Annotated in this window: 18 protein-coding genes; 12 read left to right on the forward strand and 6 right to left on the reverse strand. The window is 75.0% G+C overall.

The genetic code is table 11. The features are described 5' to 3' along the window. Positions 1 to 19: 19 nt before the first annotated feature. From BLS67_RS09000 to BLS67_RS09015, 4 genes are read left to right on the forward strand one after another with little or no spacing between them, the layout of a single operon-like run. Positions 20 to 829 carry a purine-nucleoside phosphorylase gene (locus BLS67_RS09000; RefSeq protein ID WP_091243471.1) on the forward strand — a complete coding sequence of 270 codons (810 nt, stop codon included), beginning with the start codon at positions 20 to 22 and terminating at the stop codon, positions 827 to 829. Next, positions 826 to 1,650, forward strand: coding sequence for an NAD-dependent epimerase/dehydratase family protein (locus tag BLS67_RS09005; protein ID WP_091243473.1), 825 nt, complete (start codon positions 826 to 828; stop codon positions 1,648 to 1,650). Before BLS67_RS09000 ends, BLS67_RS09005 begins: the two co-directional genes overlap by 4 nt. Further along, the gene (locus tag BLS67_RS09010; RefSeq protein WP_242653938.1) at positions 1,647 to 3,257 is read left to right on the forward strand and encodes a phospho-sugar mutase; all 1,611 of its coding nucleotides are present in this window, start codon (positions 1,647 to 1,649) and stop codon (positions 3,255 to 3,257) included. Before BLS67_RS09005 ends, BLS67_RS09010 begins: the two co-directional genes overlap by 4 nt. A 5-nt stretch (positions 3,258 to 3,262) precedes the next feature. Then, positions 3,263 to 3,877 carry a DedA family protein gene (locus tag BLS67_RS09015; RefSeq protein ID WP_091243476.1) on the forward strand — a complete coding sequence of 205 codons (615 nt, stop codon included), beginning with the start codon at positions 3,263 to 3,265 and terminating at the stop codon, positions 3,875 to 3,877. On the opposite strand, the gene BLS67_RS09020 is transcribed toward BLS67_RS09015, so the two are convergent. The 3 genes from BLS67_RS09020 to upp are packed head-to-tail and all read right to left on the reverse strand — an operon-like array spanning position 3,853 to position 5,898. Then, a complete protein-coding gene (locus BLS67_RS09020; protein WP_165617530.1) occupies positions 3,853 to 4,326 on the reverse strand; it encodes a DUF805 domain-containing protein in 474 nt (157 codons plus the stop codon). The two genes, BLS67_RS09015 and BLS67_RS09020, sit on opposite strands and share 25 nt — an antisense overlap. A 52-nt stretch (positions 4,327 to 4,378) precedes the next feature. Next, positions 4,379 to 5,263, reverse strand: coding sequence for a Gfo/Idh/MocA family protein (locus BLS67_RS09025; RefSeq protein ID WP_242653939.1), 885 nt, complete (start codon positions 5,261 to 5,263; stop codon positions 4,379 to 4,381). Positions 5,264 to 5,274: 11 nt separating this feature from the next. Continuing rightward, entirely contained in the window at positions 5,275 to 5,898 is a 624-nt protein-coding gene (gene upp / locus BLS67_RS09030) for a uracil phosphoribosyltransferase (RefSeq protein WP_091244187.1), read from the reverse strand. Positions 5,899 to 6,094: 196 nt separating this feature from the next. Here upp and BLS67_RS09035 point away from each other — a divergent pair, with 196 nt between their 5' ends. The 6 genes from BLS67_RS09035 to BLS67_RS09060 are packed head-to-tail and all read left to right on the forward strand — an operon-like array spanning position 6,095 to position 11,186. Then, on the forward strand, positions 6,095 to 6,733 hold the full coding sequence (locus BLS67_RS09035; protein ID WP_091243486.1) for a hypothetical protein: 639 nt from the start codon (positions 6,095 to 6,097) through the stop codon (positions 6,731 to 6,733). A 6-nt stretch (positions 6,734 to 6,739) separates the two neighbouring features. After that, positions 6,740 to 7,318 carry a hypothetical protein gene (locus BLS67_RS23745; RefSeq protein ID WP_165617531.1) on the forward strand — a complete coding sequence of 193 codons (579 nt, stop codon included), beginning with the start codon at positions 6,740 to 6,742 and terminating at the stop codon, positions 7,316 to 7,318. Next, the gene (locus BLS67_RS09045; RefSeq protein ID WP_091243493.1) at positions 7,315 to 7,842 is read left to right on the forward strand and encodes a signal peptidase I; all 528 of its coding nucleotides are present in this window, start codon (positions 7,315 to 7,317) and stop codon (positions 7,840 to 7,842) included. Before BLS67_RS23745 ends, BLS67_RS09045 begins: the two co-directional genes overlap by 4 nt. A 50-nt stretch (positions 7,843 to 7,892) precedes the next feature. Continuing rightward, on the forward strand, positions 7,893 to 8,882 hold the full coding sequence (deoC, locus tag BLS67_RS09050; RefSeq protein WP_091243496.1) for a deoxyribose-phosphate aldolase: 990 nt from the start codon (positions 7,893 to 7,895) through the stop codon (positions 8,880 to 8,882). Between the two features lies 1 nt (position 8,883). Continuing rightward, positions 8,884 to 10,323 carry an aldehyde dehydrogenase family protein gene (locus BLS67_RS09055; protein ID WP_091243500.1) on the forward strand — a complete coding sequence of 480 codons (1,440 nt, stop codon included), beginning with the start codon at positions 8,884 to 8,886 and terminating at the stop codon, positions 10,321 to 10,323. Further along, complete coding sequence (locus tag BLS67_RS09060; protein WP_091243504.1) at positions 10,323 to 11,186, forward strand: aldehyde dehydrogenase family protein; 864 nt, start codon at positions 10,323 to 10,325, stop codon at positions 11,184 to 11,186. Before BLS67_RS09055 ends, BLS67_RS09060 begins: the two co-directional genes overlap by 1 nt. A gap of 105 nt (positions 11,187 to 11,291) precedes the next feature. Here BLS67_RS09060 and BLS67_RS09065 read toward each other — a convergent pair whose 3' ends face one another. Further along, complete coding sequence (locus tag BLS67_RS09065) at positions 11,292 to 11,816, reverse strand: TetR/AcrR family transcriptional regulator (protein WP_207500434.1); 525 nt, start codon at positions 11,814 to 11,816, stop codon at positions 11,292 to 11,294. A 55-nt stretch (positions 11,817 to 11,871) separates the two neighbouring features. Between BLS67_RS09065 and BLS67_RS09070 the strand changes: the two genes are divergently transcribed. After that, a complete protein-coding gene (locus BLS67_RS09070; protein WP_091243507.1) occupies positions 11,872 to 13,422 on the forward strand; it encodes an MFS transporter in 1,551 nt (516 codons plus the stop codon). A gap of 28 nt (positions 13,423 to 13,450) precedes the next feature. Continuing rightward, the gene (locus BLS67_RS09075) at positions 13,451 to 14,800 is read left to right on the forward strand and encodes a hypothetical protein (RefSeq protein WP_091243512.1); all 1,350 of its coding nucleotides are present in this window, start codon (positions 13,451 to 13,453) and stop codon (positions 14,798 to 14,800) included. A 215-nt stretch (positions 14,801 to 15,015) separates the two neighbouring features. Here BLS67_RS09075 and BLS67_RS09080 read toward each other — a convergent pair whose 3' ends face one another. Both BLS67_RS09080 and BLS67_RS09085 read right to left on the reverse strand, forming a co-directional pair. Next, positions 15,016 to 16,608, reverse strand: coding sequence for a DEAD/DEAH box helicase (locus tag BLS67_RS09080; protein WP_091243516.1), 1,593 nt, complete (start codon positions 16,606 to 16,608; stop codon positions 15,016 to 15,018). Between the two features lie 257 nt (positions 16,609 to 16,865). Then, complete coding sequence (locus tag BLS67_RS09085; protein ID WP_091243519.1) at positions 16,866 to 17,924, reverse strand: adenosine deaminase; 1,059 nt, start codon at positions 17,922 to 17,924, stop codon at positions 16,866 to 16,868. Positions 17,925 to 17,930: the final 6 nt, after the last annotated feature.

The following is a 17,930-nucleotide window of genomic DNA, read 5'->3' on the forward strand; positions in this document are numbered from 1 at the left end:
CTGGGCTAGCGTCGTGCCCGTGACCGCCGAGACCTCCCCCACCGACCCCGCCGCCCTGGCTGCCCGCGCCGCCGACGACCTCGTCGCCGCGCTCGGCGCGGGGCACGACACCGCCGTCGTCATGGGCTCGGGCTGGGCGCCCGCCGCCGACGCCTTCGGCGAGACCCTGGCCAGCGTCGGCATCGGCGAGCTGCCCGGGTTCGCCGCCCCGACGGTGCAGGGCCACGGCGGCGAGATCCGCTCGGTCGCCGTCGGCGACCACAAGGTGCTGCTGTTCCTCGGCCGCACCCACCTCTACGAGGGCCGGGGCGTCGAGCCCGTCGTCCACGGCATCCGGACGGCGGCCGCCGCCGGGGTCCGCACCGTGCTGCTGACCAACGCCGCCGGCGGGCTCTCGCCCCAGCACACCGTGGGCCAGGCGGTCCTGATCAGCGACCACCTGAACCTGACCGCCCGCTCCCCGCTGGTCGGCGCCCGGTTCGTCGACCTGACCGACCTGTACTCCCCCCGGCTGCGCGAGCTGGCCCGGCAGATCGACCCGTCGCTGGTCGAGGGCGTCTACGCCGCGCTCCCCGGCCCGCACTTCGAGACCCCGGCCGAGATCCGCATGCTCACCACCCTGGGCGCCGACCTGGTCGGCATGAGCACAGCCCTCGAGGCGATCGCGGCCCGCGCCGAGGGCGTCGAGGTGTTCGGCCTGTCGATGGTCACCAACGCCGCGGCCGGCATGACCGGCGAGCCCCTGGACCACCTGGAGGTCCTGGCCGCCGGCAAGGCCGCCGCGACCCGGCTGGGCTCCTTCCTCGTCGACCTCATCGCCCGCTCGTGACGGGGCCGGTCCTGCTGACGGGGGCCGCCGGGTACATCGGGCGGCTGCTGCGGGAGGGGCTGCCCGAGCGGGGCCACGCGCTGCGCAGCCTGGACGTCGTCCCGATCACCGACCCCCGCCCGGGCGAGGAGCACCTGGTCGCGGACGCCACCGACCTGGCGGCGGTGACCGCCGCCGCGCAGGGCGCCGGCGCGCTGGTGCACATGGCCGGCATCGCCACCGAGTCCTCCTGGGCCGCGATCAGCCACGCCAACATCGAGGGCACCTACGTCGCCCTCGAGGCCGCGCGGCTGGCCGGGGTGCCCCGGGTGGTGCTGGCCAGCAGCAACCACGCGACCGGCATGTCCTTGCGCACCGAGCTGGCGCAGACCGACGCCCAGCCCCGCCCGGACACGTACTACGGGGTGTCCAAGGTGGCCATGGAGGCGCTCGGGTCGCTCTACGTCGACCGCTACGGCCTGGACGTCGTCTGCCTGCGCATCGGCTCCGCGCTGCCCGAGCCGCGCACCCCCCGGCACCTGTCCACCTGGCTGTCCCCCTCCGACACCGTCGGGCTGGTCGACGCCGCGCTCACCGCGCCCGCCCCCGGCTTCGCCGTCGTGTGGGGGGTCTCGGCCAACACCCGCGGCTGGTGGGACCTCGCCCCGGCCCGCGCGCTGGGCTACGCACCCGTCGACGACGCCGAGGCCCACGCCGCGGCCATCAGCGCCGCGCACGGGGAACCGACCCCGGGCACGGTGGAGTTCGACCGGGTCGGCGGCGAGTACGCCGGGCCGGACTTCGCCGTCGACGCCGTCGCCGCCCGGGCGCAGCAGCCGTGACCGGGGTGGACCGCGCCGCCGTCGAGCGCTGGATCGCCGACGACCCCCATCTCGGCGACGCCGCCGAGCTGCAGGCAATGCTCGACGCGGGGGACGACACCGAGCTCGCCGCCCGGTTCGCCGGGCCGCTGGCGTTCGGCACCGCCGGGTTGCGCGGTCCGCTGCGGGCGGGGCCGGGCGGCATGAACGCCGCCGTCGTCGCCCGCACGGCAGCGGGTCTGGGGCGGTACCTCGCCGACCAGGGGACGGCGGGGCGGGGCGTGGTGGTCGGCTACGACGGCCGGCACCGCTCCGACGAGTTCGCCCGGATCACCGCGCAGGTGCTCACCGGGGCCGGGTTCGCCGTCCAGGTGCTGCCGCGTCCGCTGCCCACGCCGGTGCTGTCCTTCGCCGTCCGGCACCTGGGGGCCGTGGCCGGGGTGATGGTGACCGCCAGCCACAACCCGCCGCAGGACAACGGCTACAAGGTCTACCTCGGCGACGGCGCGCAGCTGGTGCCGCCGGCCGACCGGGAGATCGAGGCGGCCATCGCCGCCGTGGGCCCGGCCCGCGAGCTGCCGAGGGGCGACGGCTGGCAGACCCTCGGCGACGACGTCGAGGCCGACTACGTCGCCGCCGTCGTCGCGGCCCTCGACCCCGGCCGGGTCCCCGGCCGCGACCGGCTGACCATCGCGACCACCGCCATGCACGGCGTCGGGACGGCGACCACCCGCGCGGTGTTCCGGGCCGCCGGGTTCGCCGAGCTGTACGCGGTGCCCGAGCAGGAGCACCCCGACGCCGACTTCCCGACCGTCGCCTTCCCCAACCCCGAGGAGCCCGGTGCGGTCGATCTGCTGCTGGCGCTCGCCGAGCAGCTCGGCGCCGACGTCGCGCTCGCCGAGGACCCCGACGCCGACCGGTGCTCGGTGGTGTGCGGCGGCCGGCAGCTGACCGGCGACGAGGTCGGCGTGCTGCTCGGGGACTGGCTGCTGCGCCGCGGTGTCACCGGCACCTACGCCCGCTCGCTGGTCAGCGGGTCGCTGCTGGGCGAGCTCGCCGCCGCCCACGGGCAACCCGCCGAGGAGACCCCGACCGGCTTCAAGTGGATCATCCGCGCGGGCGGCCCGGCCGCCCCGCTGGTGTTCGGCTACGAGGAGGCCCTGGGCTACGCCGTGACCCCGGGGGTCGCCCGGGACAAGGACGGCATCTCCGCCTGCCTGGCCGTCGCGCTGCTGGCGGCCGAGCTCGCCGCGCAGGGCCGCACGCTGCTGGACCGGCTCGACGAGCTGGCCGCCGAGCACGGCCTGCACGCCACCGGTCAGCTGTCGGTGCGGGTCACCGACCTGTCGGTCATCGGCGACGCCATGGCCCGGCTCCGCGCCGCACCGCCGGCCCGCCTGCTGGACCGGCCCGTGACGTCCGAGGACCTCCTGCCGGAGGTCGACGGCGTGCGGCTCACCGGCGAGGGCCTGCGGGTGGTGGTGCGCCCCAGCGGCACCGAGCCCAAGCTCAAGGCCTACCTGCAGTCGGTCGTCCCGGTCACCGGCGACGTCACCGCCGCCCGCGTGCAGGGGGACGCCGACCTGGCCCGGCTCCGCGCGGAGATGTCGACCGCCCTGGGGCTCTGAGCGCGGTGGTCGAGTGGCTGCAGGGCCTGCCCCCGCTGGCGGTGTACCTGACCGTCCTGCTCGTCGTCGGGGTCGAGAGCATCGGCGTCCCGCTGCCCGGGGAGACCGTGCTCATCGGTGCGGCGCTGCTGGCCGGGCAGGGCGTCGTCTCCCCGGTCACGGTCGCGGTGTGCGCGGCGCTGTCGGCCGCGGTCGGCGACAGCATCGGCTACCTGCTGGGCCGCCGGTACGGCGACCGGCTGTTCGCCTGGGCGGCTCGTCGCTCGCCGAAGCACCTGGGCCCCGAGCGCGTGGCCGCGGCGCGCTCGCTCATGGAGCGGCACGGCATGTGGGCGGTCTTCCTCGGCCGGTTCGTGGCCCTGCTGCGCATCCTCAGCGGTCCCCTGGCCGGGTCGCTGGGCATGCCCTACCGGCGGTTCGCGATCGCCAACTGGGCCGGCGCAGCCCTGTGGGCCGGGGTGACCACCGCGGTGGTCGTGGCCCTGGGCGCCGCCGCCGAGAAGCTGCTGGGGAACATCTCGACCGGCGGGCTGGTGGCCGTCGTGGTGCTCGCCCTGGGCGCGGTGGTGGCGCTGCGGGTGCGCAGGCGCCGCCGTCAGCGCCAGTCCGACGGCGGGTAGTCCGGCGCCTTGTCGGCCGGGCCCGGCGTCCAGGGGGCGAGGGGCTCGGCCGGCGGCGCCGCGGGCGCGGCGGCGTCGACCGCCGGGCCGTAGCGGTTGGGGCCGGGCTGCCCGGGCACGAAGCCGCAGATGCCGAAGAGCGCCAGCTGGCCGAACAGCGGGACGACGTTGAGCAGCAGCCACCAGGCCGAGCGGCCCTGGTCGTGCAGCCGGGTGGCCTGCGAGCTCAGCGTCGGGGCGATCGTCAGGTAGCCGATGGCCGTGGTCGCCGCACCCAGCTCGAGCACCGTCTCGCGCCCCTCGGCGACGGCCAGCAGGTTGGTGTCGCCGAAGGAGAGGTCGACCCCGATCGCCAGCACGGTCAGCAGCATGATGGGCAGCACGTAGTGCAGCCAGAACACCCGACGGCCGATGCGGCCCCGCCGCACGTACCAGTTGATGAACTCCACGACGCTCCTCCGACTCCCGACCTGGTGCTCGACGGTACGGGGTGCCCGACCCTCAGACCCGCTGCCGGGCCCCCGCCGCGATGGCCGCTTCGGCCGCCGCCAGCACCCGCACCTGCTCGGCGCCGTAGGCGGCGTCGCAGGGGTGCGCACCACCGGTCAGCGCCGCGGCCTGCAGCTCGGTGACGGCCACCGCGTGCGCCAGGTGGGCGGTGCGGCCCTCCTCGGGCAGCAGCACCAGCCGACCGGCGTCGCCGTGCACCCAGAACTCCTCGCCGGCCGACAGCGGCGACGCGGTCGCCGAGAGCGTGAGCGTGCTGGTCGGGCCGGCCTCGTGCTCGAGGATCACGTTCACCGTGCCGTCGGCGGCCCGGCTGCCCTGCGCGGCCACCACCGGCCCCAGCACCGGGGTGAGCAGCGACAGCGCGTGCGGGCCGAGGTCCCACAGCGGCGCACCGGGCTCGGCCCGCCACACCGACCCCCGGAACGGGCTGTCGGCGGCGAATGTGCTGGCCAGCCAGGTCACGGAGCCACCCACCAGCGTCGAGCGGGAGGCCTGTTCCAGCCAGGTGGTCGCCGACGTCCGGAAGCGGAAGGTCAGGAACACCACCGAGGCGACCCCGGCCGCAGCGGTCGCGGCGACCACCCGGTCGGCGTCGGCGACCGAGAGGGCGACCGGCTTCTCCAGCAGCAGGTGGCACCCGGCCTCCGCCGCCCGCACCGCGAGGTCGGGCTGGACGGCCGGCGGGACCGAGATGCTCACGGCGTCCACGTCGGCCAGCAGCGCGTCCAGGTCGTCGGTGCCGGCCACGTCGTACCGCGCGGCGGCGGCCTGCGCCTTGCCGGCGTCCCGGCCCCAGATGCCCACGAGCTCGGCGTCGGGGTGCTCGGCCAGGGAGGCCGCGTGCACCTCGGTGGCCCAGAACCCACTGCCCAGCACGGCGAAGCGCACTAGACGGCGCCGAACTGGCGGTCGCCGGCGTCGCCGAGGCCCGGGACGATGTAGGCGTTCTCGTTGAGCTCCTCGTCGATCGAGCCGGTGAACACCCGCAGCGGGAGGCCGGACTCCTCCAGCCGGCGCAGGCCCTCGGGGGCGGCCAGCGCGCACAGCACGGTGATGGAGGTGCAGCCGCGCTGGGTGAGCAACGTGCAGCAGTGCACCAGCGACCCACCGGTGGCCAACATCGGGTCCAGCACGAAGACCTCGCGGTCGACCAGCGTCTCGGGCAGCGAGGCCATGTAGGCCTCGGGCTCGAAGGTGGTCTCGTTGCGGGCCAGCCCGACGAAGCCCATCTGCGACTCCGGCAGCAGCGAGTGCGCGGTGTCGGCCATGCCGAGCCCGGCCCGCAGCACCGGCACGATCAGCGGCGGGGCGGCCAACCGGTAGCCGGTCGTGGTGGTCACCGGGGTGGTGATCTCGTACTCCTCGACCGTGAGCTCGCGGGTGGCCTCGAAGACCAGCAGCTCGGTGAGGTCCCGCAGCGCGGCGCGGAACGCGGCGTTGTCGGTGCGCTCGTCGCGCATCCGGGTCAGTCGGGCGCGGGCGATCGGGTGGTCCACGACGGTCAGCTGCACCGCTGCACGGTAGCCGCCGACCCACGGTGACCGGGAGACCACGGCGAAACCCGATCGGTGCGACGCCCCACCCCGACGGGTGAGGTCGAACTACGGACGCTCAGGTTCCGAATCACCGGATCCGTTGATCGTGCACAACGGGACGAAATGGTTCCGAGAAAGCATCGTCCGTCGCATCGACCCCGGAGCTGAGCCCGTGACCACCTCGACCACCACCACCGGCCCGACGGTCACCCCGTCCGCGGCACCCGCCCCCTGCCACACCCACCGCCGTCGGGGCCGGATCGTCGGGGCCGCCGCGGTCGCCCTCGCCGGCGCCAGCCTGCTGGGCACCGGCGCCTTCTCGGCCTGGAACGCCACCACCGCCGTGTCGGGCAACGTGGCCGCGGGCGTCGTCACGCCGGCGTTGGTGGACGCCAACGGCGGCTCGTTCACCACCGCGGTGGCCAACCTGCTGCCCGCGGACTACTTCTACCGCTACGTCGACGTGCGCAACGACGGTTCCGCGCCGAGCACGTTCACCGGCACCGTGACCGCCTCCGGTGACCTGGCCGGCCAGGTGCTGGTCGAGGCGACCAGCTGCTCGGTCGCGTGGACCGCCGGCAGCGTCTGCAGCGGCACGACCACCGCGCTGGGCACCGGGACGCCGACCGCCGCCACGCCGCTGGTCGTCAACCACGGCACGGTCGCGAACGGTGCCTCCGCCGCCCAGCACGTGCGCTACAAGTTCACCTTCTCCGCGAGTGCCCCCTCGACCCTGCAGGGCAAGACCGGCAGCCTCTCCGCGACCGTCAGCAACACCGCGGTCGGCGGCAACGACCGCACCGGCGGCTGATCCGCCGTGCTGACGACCCCGCCACGACGAAGGACCGGGCGGACCACCGCCGCGGCCCTCGTCGTGGCGGGGTTCCTCCTGGGGTTCGTCGTCCTGCTGCAGGCCGCGACCCCGGCGGTGGCCGCCCCCTGGGTGGGCACCGCCACGACGTCCAGCCCGGTCACGATGGCCCGGGTGGGCAGCTCGTTCCAGAACGCCGTCGGGACCGGCACGGTGTCGCCGACGCAGTACGCGCTGTCGGGCCTGCTGACGACGGCCACCGGGTACGTGGAGCTGGCCAACACCTCGACCATCCCGGCGACCCTCACCCTGTCGATGTCGACGGGCAACCTCATCGGGACGTCGCCGGTCTCGGTCTGCCCCGTGCCGTGGAACACCACGACCGGGGTCTGCCCGGGTGTGGTCGCGACGGTCGGGTCGGCCGCGCAGCCCAACCAGGCCGTCACCTACAGCACCACCGCCCCGGTGGACGCCAACGCCTCGATCTACCTGAAGGTGCAGGTCACCGGCGTGCTCAACACGGTCACCCTCACCGCGACACCGGTCGTCACCCGGCCGGGCGGCGCGGACCGGACGACGACGTGAGCCACCGCCTGCGCCGCACCGCGGTCGTCGTCGCCCAGGTCCTGGTCGTGGCCGCGGTGGTCGTCGTGCACCTGTGCGGCGTCCGGCTGGTCCCGGTGCTCACCGGGTCGATGACCCCCTACTCCCCGGCCGGCTCCCTCGTGGTCACCGTGCCCGTCGCCGGGGAGGACGTCGCCGTGGGCGACGTCGTGGCCTTCCGCCCCCCGGCTCCCTTCGAGGTCGTCGGCGGGCACCCGATCCTGCACCGGGTCGCGGGCCTGACCGGTGCCCCCGGGTCACCGCTGATGACCACCCAGGGCGACGCCAACCCCACCGCCGACCCCTGGCAGGTCTCCCTCGCCGGCGCCGACCTCGGCCGGTCGGTGCTGGTCATCCCCTGGGTCGGCCGCCTCGTCGCCGGCGGTGCGGGGTCCACCCTGGCCTCGCTGGCCGGTGGCGCCTTGCTGCTGGGCGGTCTGGGCGCGCTGCGCCGCGGTCGCCGGGAGTCGCGGTCGTGCCCGGACTGCACCCCGGCGGCGGCCTGATCGCTGCACGGCCGGACCCGGGCAGACCGGCGACGTGGAGAATGCCGGTCATGACGCACGTGCTCGACCCCACGGCAGCGGGGCGCCCGGTCACCACCGGGGCACCCGACGCGTTCGCCGACGTGACCCGGTCCGACTCCGCCTTCCGCGCCTTCCTGCACGGCCTGCCCGGGGTCGACCAGGTCGGCGCCGAGGCCCGCGCCGCGCAGCTGGGCACGCGCTCGATCAAGACCACGGCCAAGGCCTGGGCGATCGACACCGCGATCTCGATGGTCGACCTGACCACGCTCGAGGGCGCCGACACCCCGGGCAAGGTCCGGTCGCTGGCCGCCAAGGCCCGCCGCCCCGACCCGACCGACGCCGGCTGCCCGGCCGTGGCCGCGGTCTGCGTCTACGGCGACCTGGCCGGGGTGGCCCGCGACGCCCTGGCCGGCACCGGTATCCACACCGCCGCCGTCGCCACCGCGTTCCCGTCGGGCCGGGCCAGTCGCGCGGTCAAGCTGGCCGACGTGCGGGACGCCGTCGAGGCCGGCGCCGACGAGATCGACATGGTCATCGACCGCGGCGCGTTCCTGGCCGGCCGCTACCTCGACGTGTTCGAGGAGGTCGTGGCGGTCAAGGAGGCCTGCGGCCCCGCCCACCTCAAGGTGATCCTCGAGACCGGTGAGCTGCGCACCTACGACGCCGTCCGGCGGGCGTCCTGGCTGGCGATGCTGGCCGGGGGCGACTTCATCAAGACCTCCACCGGCAAGGTCTCCCCCGCCGCCACGCTCCCGGTCTGCCTGGTGATGCTGGAGGCCGTGCGCGACTTCCGCGACGCCACCGGGGTGCAGATCGGCGTCAAGCCCGCCGGGGGGATCAAGACCACCAAGGACGCCGTCAAGCACCTGGTGATGATCAACGAGGTGGTCGGCGCCGACTGGCTGAGCCCCGACTGGTTCCGGTTCGGCGCCTCCAGCCTGCTCAACGACCTGCTCCTGCAGCGCCAGAAGCTCCGCACCGGCCACTACTCCGGCCCCGACCACGTCTCGGTGGACTGACATGACCAGCGTCTTCGAGTACGCCCCCGCCCCCGAGTCCCGGTCGATCGTCGACATCGCCCCCAGCTACGGGCTCTTCGTCGACGGCGAGTTCACCGCCGGGCAGGGCACCCCGCTGACGACCGTGAACCCGGCGACCGAGGAGGTGCTCAGCGAGATCGCGGTGGGCACCGACGCCGACGTCGACCGCGCCGTCCGCGCCGCCCGCAAGGCGTTCACCCGCGTCTGGGGGCCGATGCGCCCCGCCGACCGCGGCAAGTACCTGTTCCGCATCGCCCGGCTGCTGCAGGAGCGGGCGCGGGAGTTCGCCGTCCTCGAGACCCTGGACAACGGCAAGCCGATCACCGAGTCCCGCGACGTCGACGTCCCCCTCGCCGCGGCGCACTTCTTCTACCACGCAGGCTGGGCCGACAAGCTCGACCACGTGGGCCTGGGCGCCGCCCCCCGCCCGCACGGCGTGGCCGGCCAGGTCATCCCGTGGAACTTCCCGCTGATGATGCTGGCCTGGAAGGTCGCCCCGGCACTGGCGGCGGGCAACACCGTCGTCCTGAAGCCGGCGGAGACCACGCCGCTCACCGCGCTGCTGTTCGCGGAGATCTGCCAGCATGCCGATCTGCCCCCGGGCGTGGTCAACATCGTGACCGGCGCCGGCGACACCGGGCGCGCGGTCGTCGAGCACCCGGACGTCGACAAGGTCGCCTTCACCGGCTCGACCGAGGTCGGCAAGCAGATCGCCCGCGCGGTCGCGGGGACGCAGAAGGTGCTCACCCTGGAGCTGGGCGGCAAGGCGGCGAACATCGTCTTCGACGACGCGCCGGTCGACCAGGCCGTCGAGGGCATCGTGCGCGGCATCTTCTTCAACCAGGGCCACGTCTGCTGCGCGGGTTCCCGGCTGCTGGTGCAGGAATCGGTGCACGACGAGGTGATCGCCTCGCTGCAGCGGCGCATGGGCACGCTGCGCGTGGGTGACCCGCTGGACAAGAACACCGACATCGGGGCCATCAACTCCCGCGAGCAGCTGGCCCGCATCCGCGAGCTGGTGGGCATCGGCGAGGCCGAGGGCGCGCACCTGTGGCAGCCGGCCGGCGAGCTGCCCGAGCGGGGCAACTGGTTCAAGCCCACGGTGTTCACCGACGTCTCCCCCGCCCACCGGATCGCCCGCGACGAGGTGTTCGGCCCGGTGCTGTCGGTGCTGACCTTCCGCACGCCGGACGAGGCGGTGGCCAAGGCGAACAACTCGACCTACGGGCTGTCGGCCGGCATCTGGTCGGAGAAGGGCTCGCGGATCCTGTCGATCGCGAACCAGCTCCGGGCCGGCGTGGTGTGGGCCAACACGTTCAACCAGTTCGACCCGACGTCGCCGTTCGGTGGCTACAAGCAGTCCGGCCACGGACGCGAGGGCGGCCGCCTGGGCCTGCGCGCGTACCTGAAGGAGTCCTGATGAGCGACCGGCTGGCCGTGCGCAAGACCTACAAGCTGTACCTGGGCGGGAAGTTCCCCCGGTCGGAGTCCGGCCGCACCTACTCCGTCACCGATGCGAAGGGGGCCTTCGTGGCCAACGCGGCGTGGGCCTCGCGCAAGGACGCCCGGGACGCCGTCGTGGCCGCCCGCGGCGCCTTCGCCGGGTGGTCGACCGCGACCGCCTACAACCGCGGCCAGGTGCTCTACCGGGTGGCCGAGGTGATGGAGGGCCGGGCCGCGCAGTTCGCCGACGAGGTGGCCGCGGGCGAGGGCCTGTCAGCCGCCAAGGCCCGGGCCGCCGTCGACGCCGCGGTCGACCGCTGGGTCTGGTACGCCGGCTGGACCGACAAGCTCGCGTCGGTGCTCGGCGGCACCAACCCGGTCGCCGGACCGTTCTTCGACTTCTCGGTGCCCGAGCCCTCCGGGGTGGTCGCCGTCCTGGCACCGCAGCGGTCCTCGCTGCTGGGCCTGGTCAGCGTGCTGGCCCCGGTGCTGGCCACCGGGTGCACCGCGGTCCTGGTGAGCTCGCACGAGCGCCCGCTGCCGGCGATCACGCTGTCCGAGGTGCTGGCCACCTCCGACGTCCCCGGCGGGGTGGCCAACCTGCTCACCGGGTCGGCGGCCGAGATCGGTCCGTGGCTGGCCGAGCACGCCGACGTCGACGGCATCGACCTCGCCGGGGCGGGGACGGCGGCGATGGAGCTCGAGCGCTCGGCCGCCGGCACGCTCAAGCGCGTGCTGCGTGCTCCCGCCGAGGAGCCGGACTGGACGGCCGACCCCGGCCTGACCCGCATGACCCCGTTCCTGGAGACCAAGACCGTCTGGCATCCGATCGGCGTGTGAGGCCCCTCGCAGGGGCCCGCCCCGAGGAACGAGGGGTGGGGGGCGAGGGGGTCCTTCTGCTGGCACCCGATCGGCCTCTGACTGCCGAGAACCGCAGTTTCTGGGTCAGGAGGTGGCGAGGCGTTCGAGCAGCGTGACCAGGGCGCTGTCGTCGGCGACGCCGGGCAGGCCGGTGAGGCTCTCCAGGTAGAGGCCGTCACCCACCAGCCGCACCAGCCGGGCCACCACCGGGTCGGCGATCAGCTCCTCGAGGGCCGATGTCCAGCCGTGCTCGACGTCGGCGATGGCTCGTCGGGCGGTCGGCTGACCGGTGCCGGCCAGGCCGAGGAGTGCCTGGTAGGTGCGACCGAGGCCGGTGGCCACCTCGCTGGTGGCCGTGGACACCCAGTAGGCGACCGGGCCCTCGGGTGAGGTCCGCAGCCGCTCGACGTCCTCGGCCGCCCGGCTCCGCAGCCGGTCGGCCAGCCCGTCGACCAGGGCCTCCTTGCTGGGGAAGTGGTAGAGCAACCCGCCCTTGGACACCGCGGCCGCCTGGGCCACCGCGTCGAGGGTGACGGTGGCCCCGGCGCCCTCGACGAGCAACCCCTCGTAGGCGTCCAGCACGCGGTCGCGGTTCGACGGTCTCGCCATGGTCGGTTACTGTACCGGCTGGACGGTACATCCACCACGAGTCGAACGAGGGACCATGAGCACCACCCCGACCGCCGCGGCGGTCGACACCAGCACCCCCCGCGCCGGACGACGGGAGTGGCTGGGCCTCGTCGTCCTCATGCTCCCGGTCCTGCTGGTCTCGGTCAACGGCACGGTGCTGACCTTCGCCGTCCCCTCGATCACCCGGGCGTTGGTGCCCACCGGCACCGAGCTGCTGTGGGCCGTCGACGTCTACCCCCTGGTGCTCGCCGGCCTGCTGATCACCGCGGGCAGCCTCGGCGACCGGTTCGGCCGGCGTCGCATGCTGCTGGTCGGCGCCGCCGGGTTCGGCATCGCCTCGGTGCTGGCCGCCTACGCCCCCGACGTCCGATGGCTGATCACCGCCCGCGCCCTGCAGGGGATCTTCGGCGCGGCGCTCATGCCCTCGACCCTGTCCCTGCTGCGCAACCTGTTCCTGGACCGGCAGCAGCGGCGGCTGGCCATCGCCGTCTGGGCGGCCGGGTTCTCCGGCGGCGCCGCGCTGGGCCCGATCCTGGGCGGCTGGCTGCTCGAGCACTTCTGGTGGGGCTCGGTCTTCCTGGTCAACGTGCCGGTGCTGGCCCTGCTGCTGGTGGTCGGCCCGCTGCTGCTGCCCGAGAGCCGCGACCCCTCGCCGGGCCGCCTGGACCTGGTCAGCGTCGGCCTGTCGCTGACCACGATGCTGCCGGTGGTCTACGCCATCAAGACCCTCGCCGCCGGCTCGTCGCCGGTCACCGGGGTCGTCGCGGCTGTCGTCGGCGTGGCCAGCGGCGTCGCGTTCGTCCGGCGCCAGCTCACCGGTCGCGATCCGCTGATGGACCTCCGGCTCTTCCGCTCCCGGGTGGTCAGCGCGGCGATCAGCGCGAACCTGCTCAGCATCGCCGCCCTCACCGGCCTGCTGCTGCTCACCTCGCAGTACCTGCAGCTCGTGCTCGACGTGAGCCCGCTGGACTCCGGCCTGCTGCTCGTGCCCGGTCTGCTCGCCTCGGTGCTCGCCGGTCTCGCGGCGGTGCCGCTGGCCAGGGTCGCGCCGGTGCGCTGGCTGGTCGTGGCCGGGCTGCTGCTCGGCGCCGCCGGCTACGTCGTCGCCACCCGGCTGGGTCCGGAGTCCGGCGTCGTCCTGGTGGTCGTCGCCTTCGGCCTGGTGGCCGCCGGTGCCGGGTTGAGCGAGACGCTGACCAACGACGCCATCCTCACCGCGGCCCCGGCCGAGCGGGCCGGCCAGGCCAGCGCGGTCAGCGAGACGGCCTACGAGCTGGGCACGGGCCTGGGCGTCGCCGTGCTGGGCAGCGTCCTGGGCGCGGTCTACACCTCGCGGCTCGTGCTCCCGGAGACCCTGGACGCCGGCCAGCGGGCCGCGGCCAGCACCCTGGGCGGTGCCGTGGACGTCGCCGAGGGGCTGCCCGGCGACGCCGCGGCCGCCGTCGCCGACAGCGCCCGCGCCGCGTTCAGCGCCGGGATGGACGCCGCGGCCGGCATCGGGGTGGTCGTCATGCTCGCCGCCGCAGCGCTCGTGGCGTTCGTCTGGCGGGAGCGGGTGACCCCCGTGGGCGACCCGCGGGACTGATCACAGCCGGGCACGGCAGGATGGGCCCGTGGCCAGGCCGAGCATCGTCCCCATCGCCCTCACCCTCGACGACCGCACGGGCTACACCCTGTGGGCCCCGCCGTGGGAGGAGGACGGCGAGGAGTGGCAGGCCTTCCTGGGCAACAGCGACGGCGAGACCGCCGTCGTGCACCTGTTCCCCACGCCCGACGCCCTGGCCGCGTTCTGCCGCACCAGCACCGACCACGACCTCGCCGACCACCCGGTCTGGCCCGTCGTCGCCGGGCTGGGCGCGGCCGACGTCACCCCCGACGACGACCACCGGTACGACCTGGACGGCGTGTACGACGTGGTCGCCGACAACCCGGACCGCTGGGCCGTCGAGGACCTCGCCGCCACCTTCGACATCACCGGCCGGCTGGCCGAGTGCTGCGACACCGCCCCCGAGGACGACGACGACGAGGACGACGCCGAGGACACCGCGTTCGAGTCCGTCGCGGAGCTGATGGCCAAGCCCGAGGTCGCCCTGCTCGGGCTCGGCCTCGACGCCTTCGTCGGCCGGGCCGGCGAGGACGCCTGGATCCGGCTCGGCGGCGCCGTCGACGAGCTCTGGGAGGACGTCCTCGAGGAGCTCGACGAGCACCTGGACTGGACCGGCGCGGGTACCGCCGAGATCGACGAGTACCCGTCCGCCGCCGAGGCCGGCCCGTCGGAGGAGGAGACCGAGGACGACGACGAGGACGACGAGTCCGCCGCCGAGACGCCGTCCGCACCTGCTGCCGCCTCGCCGACCAGCACGATCAGCAGCGGCGGCCGGGTGGCGATCGACCCGACCGCGGTGGCCGCGGCCGCCGGCTTCTGGGAGGGCGTCGGCATCCTGCCCGTGGAGGTCGTCGTCCCCGAGGGCGCGGGGCTGACCCTGCGCTGCTACGTGGACGACGCCTCCCGGTTCCTCGGCGCCGACCGCGAGGTGTACCTGTTCGGCACCCCGGCCGAGCTGGCCGCGTTCGCCCACGGCGACGAGGAGCACGACCTCACCGAGATCGCCTCCTGGCCCGAGGTCGCCGACACCGACACCCTGCCGCTGCCGGTCGACCAGGACCGCTACGACCTCGTCGAGGTGGCCGAGGTGCTGGCCGAGGTGGCCGACGGCGCCGCCGGGCTGGTCGACCACAGCGTGCTGGTGCAGCCGCTGGAGGGCGTGCGCGACCTCGCCGAGTACGCCGGGCTGGCCCGGGTCGAGGCGCTGCTGGCCCCCGGCACCCCGCTGGGCCAGGCGGCGGCCCGCGCCGAGCGGGACCCCGGCGCGGCCCTGCGCGCCGAGGACGCCGCCACCCTGACCGGCCCGTGGGACGACCTCGTCCGCGAGATCAGCACCGCCCTCGTCTTCCGCGACTGACGGAGGACCCGGCTACGACGCCCGGCCCGCCCGGCATGGGAGCCCATGCACCCACCCATGAGCCCCGCAGGTAGGTGCATGGGCTCCCATGCCGGGGTGGGTGCATGGCGCGGGGCGCCACGGCGGGCCCTACGACAGGGCCGTTCCAGCACCTCACCTACGCCGAACGCCCGGCCCCTCCGAGGAGGGACCGGGCGTTCGTGGTGCTCGGTGCGTCAGTACGAGCGGGCCGGGCGCGGCGGGCGTCCGCCGGTGCTGCCGCCCTGGGGGCGGGGGCCGCTGGGCCGCCGGTCGCCGTAGGAGGGCCGGTCACCCGAGGGGCGGGCCGGACGGTCCCCGTAGGCGGGCCGGTCCGAGCGGGCCGGGCGGTCGCCGTAGGACGGCCGCTCCGAGCGCTCGCCGTAGGACGGCCGGTCACCGGCCGGGCGGGCCGGCCGGTCGCCGAACGAACGGGCCGGGCGGTCACCGTCGCGACGCGGGGGACGACGGTCGCCGTCCCGACGCGGACGGCCGCTGCCCTGCCCACCCCGGGAGGGGCGGACCGGGCGCTCGACCGGCTCCACGTGCACGCCCGACGCCACCAGCTCGGCGATCGGGGCGTCACCCGGACGGATCCGGGAGACGTCGGTGTTCACCGCGGCCTGGCGGAACCGGCGCTTGGCCTGGCCCACCTGGTCGGGCAGCAGCAGCGACACGACGACACCTGCGGCACCGGCGCGCGCGGTGCGGCCGGAGCGGTGCAGGTAGGTCTTGTGGTCGGCCGGCGGGTCGTAGTGCAGGACCAGCGACACGTCGTCGACGTGGATGCCGCGGGCGGCGACGTCGGTGGCGACCAGCACCGGCGAGCGGGCGTCGGTGAACGCCTCGAGCGCGCGGCGGCGGGCCGCCTGCGGCAGACCGCCGTGGATCGGCTCGGCCTTGATGCCGACCTGCTGCAGGTTGTCGGCGAGCCGGTCGGCGCCGTGCTGGGTGCGCACGAAGATGATCGTGCGGCCCGGGCGGGCGGCCAGCTGCTCGGTGACCCGCAGCCGGTCCGGGAAGGACACGCTGTAGGCGCGGTGCTCGGCCGGCGGGGCCGAGTCGGCCGCGGTGACGACCGAGTGCCGGGCCGGGTCCTTGAGGTAGCGGCGGACCAGGGTGTCGACCTCGCCGTCCAGGGTGGCCGAGAACAGCAGGCGCTGGCCGTCCTGGCGGGTCTGGTCGAGCAGCTCCTTGACCACGGGCAGGAAGCCCAGGTCGGACATGAAGTCGGCCTCGTCGATGATCGCGATCTCGACCTCGGCCAGGGTGCACTCACCCTGGTTGATCAGGTCCTGCAGACGGCCCGGCGTCGCGATGACGACGTCGACGCCGCGGCGCAGCTGCTGGATCTGGCGGTACATCGAGGCACCGCCGTAGACGGCGGCGAACTGGACGCCGTTGGACTGGCCCAGCGGCGCGAGGTTGTCGTGCACCTGCTGCGCGAGCTCGCGGGTCGGGACCAGGATCAGGCCACGCGGGGCGCGGCGGCCCTGCTGGACGTCCTGGCCGAGGCGGTGCAGCAGCGGCAGGCCGAAGGCCAGGGTCTTGCCCGAGCCGGTGGCGGCCTTGCCGAGCACGTCGCGGCCGGCCATGGCGTCCGGCAGCGCGGAGGTCTGGATGGCGAAGGGGTGCTTGATGCCCTTGCGCTCCAGGGCGGTGACCAGCTGCTGCTGGAGACCGAGCTGGGCGAAGGACGGGCCGGTGGGCTCCGGGGCCGTCTCGACGGCGATCTCGGGAGCGTCGGTGGGAACGGTCGTGCTGGTGTCGACAGTGTCGAACGAGGACAAGCGGGGACTCCGATGCGTATCGGGCGCGTCCCGTGATGTAGTGCCGGGCCCGCCCGAGGGCGGGACTCACTGGGCGACCCCAGGATGCGTCTGCGGTGACGCGGAGGTCTGCACGGATGCGCTCTACCCCGGGCAGAACCGCCCGGGAGGTGTGGCCGGCGATCGCCGACCTGCCCAGGTTAGCAGCGATCCCGGCCCGCGCATTCCCCGCGACGGGTGGGAGCCGTCACCCCGCCCCGACCGCCGGACCCCACCCGTCACCCGCGGAGGGCGGCGTACCCCTCGCGCACGCGGGCCAGCAGCTGCGCCCGGTCCCCGTCGTCCAGGAACGCACCGCCCACGGCCCGCTCGGTCACGGTCTGGACGTCGTCCCAGCCCCAGCCGTGGGCGTCGACCACGGCGGCGAACTCGCTGCTCACCGACACCCCGCTCATCAGCCGGTTGTCGGTGTTGAGCGTGACGGCGAACCCGGCGCGGTGCAGCCGACCGACCGGGTGCCGGCTGATCGAGGAGTAGGCCCCGGTCTGCACGTTGGACGACGGCGCCACCTCGAGCACCACCTGCTCGTCGAGCACCCGCTGCGCGACCGGGCCGAGCGGACCGCCGTCCTCGGGCACCTCGTCGGCGATGCGGACGCCGTGGCCCAGCCGTTCCGCCCGGGCGCCGTCCAGCGCACCGCGGATGCTCTCGATGCCGTCGGCCTCGCCGGCGTGGATGGTGCGGTGCGCGCCGGCGTCGTCCAGCAGGGCGATCGCCGAGGGGTGCCGGTCGGCCGGGAACCCGATCTCGGGCCCGGCCAGGTCGAACCCGACGACGCCCGCGTCGCGGTACCGGACGACGAGCCCGGCGACCTCGTCCCACCGGTCGGCCTGGCGCATCGCGCACAGCAGCGCCCCGACCCGGATCGTGCCGGCCTCGCGCGCGCCCGCGGCGTAGCCGTCCAGCATCGCCTCGACCGCGGCCTCGACCGGCATCGCGGTCAGCAGCTCGGGGGCCATGCGCACCTCGGCGTGCACGACGCCGTCGGCGGCGAGGTCCAGCGCGCACTCGCGGGCCACCCGCTGCACGGCCTCGGGGGTCTGCATGACGGCGACGGTGTGCGCGAACGTCTCCAGGTACCGCACCAGCGAGCCCGAGTCGGCGGCCTGCCGGAACCAGGCGCCGAGGGACTCCGCGTCGTCCGCGGGCAGGTCGGTGTAGCCGATCGCGTCGGCCAGCTCCAGGACCGTCTGCGGCCGCAGCCCGCCGTCCAGGTGGTCGTGCAGCAGCACCTTGGGGGCGCGGGCGAGGGTCTCCTGGGTCAGCGGCGCGGGCATCCGCGG

The organism is Klenkia soli (genome assembly GCF_900103975.1).
GTDB lineage: Bacteria > Actinomycetota > Actinomycetes > Mycobacteriales > Geodermatophilaceae > Klenkia > Klenkia soli.

What these genes read in the sequence shown, in the direction of transcription:
- BLS67_RS09060 (WP_091243504.1), top strand. Translation starts at nt 10,323, where the DNA reads ATGAGCGACCGGCTGGCCGTGCGCAAGACCTACAAGCTGTACCTGGGC.
- BLS67_RS09085 (WP_091243519.1), bottom strand. Translation starts at nt 17,924, where the DNA reads ATGCCCGCGCCGCTGACCCAGGAGACCCTCGCCCGCGCCCCCAAGGTG.
- deoC (WP_091243496.1), top strand. Translation starts at nt 7,893, where the DNA reads ATGACGCACGTGCTCGACCCCACGGCAGCGGGGCGCCCGGTCACCACC.
- BLS67_RS09065 (WP_207500434.1), bottom strand. Translation starts at nt 11,816, where the DNA reads ATGGCGAGACCGTCGAACCGCGACCGCGTGCTGGACGCCTACGAGGGG.
- BLS67_RS09055 (WP_091243500.1), top strand. Translation starts at nt 8,884, where the DNA reads ATGACCAGCGTCTTCGAGTACGCCCCCGCCCCCGAGTCCCGGTCGATC.
- BLS67_RS09070 (WP_091243507.1), top strand. Translation starts at nt 11,872, where the DNA reads ATGAGCACCACCCCGACCGCCGCGGCGGTCGACACCAGCACCCCCCGC.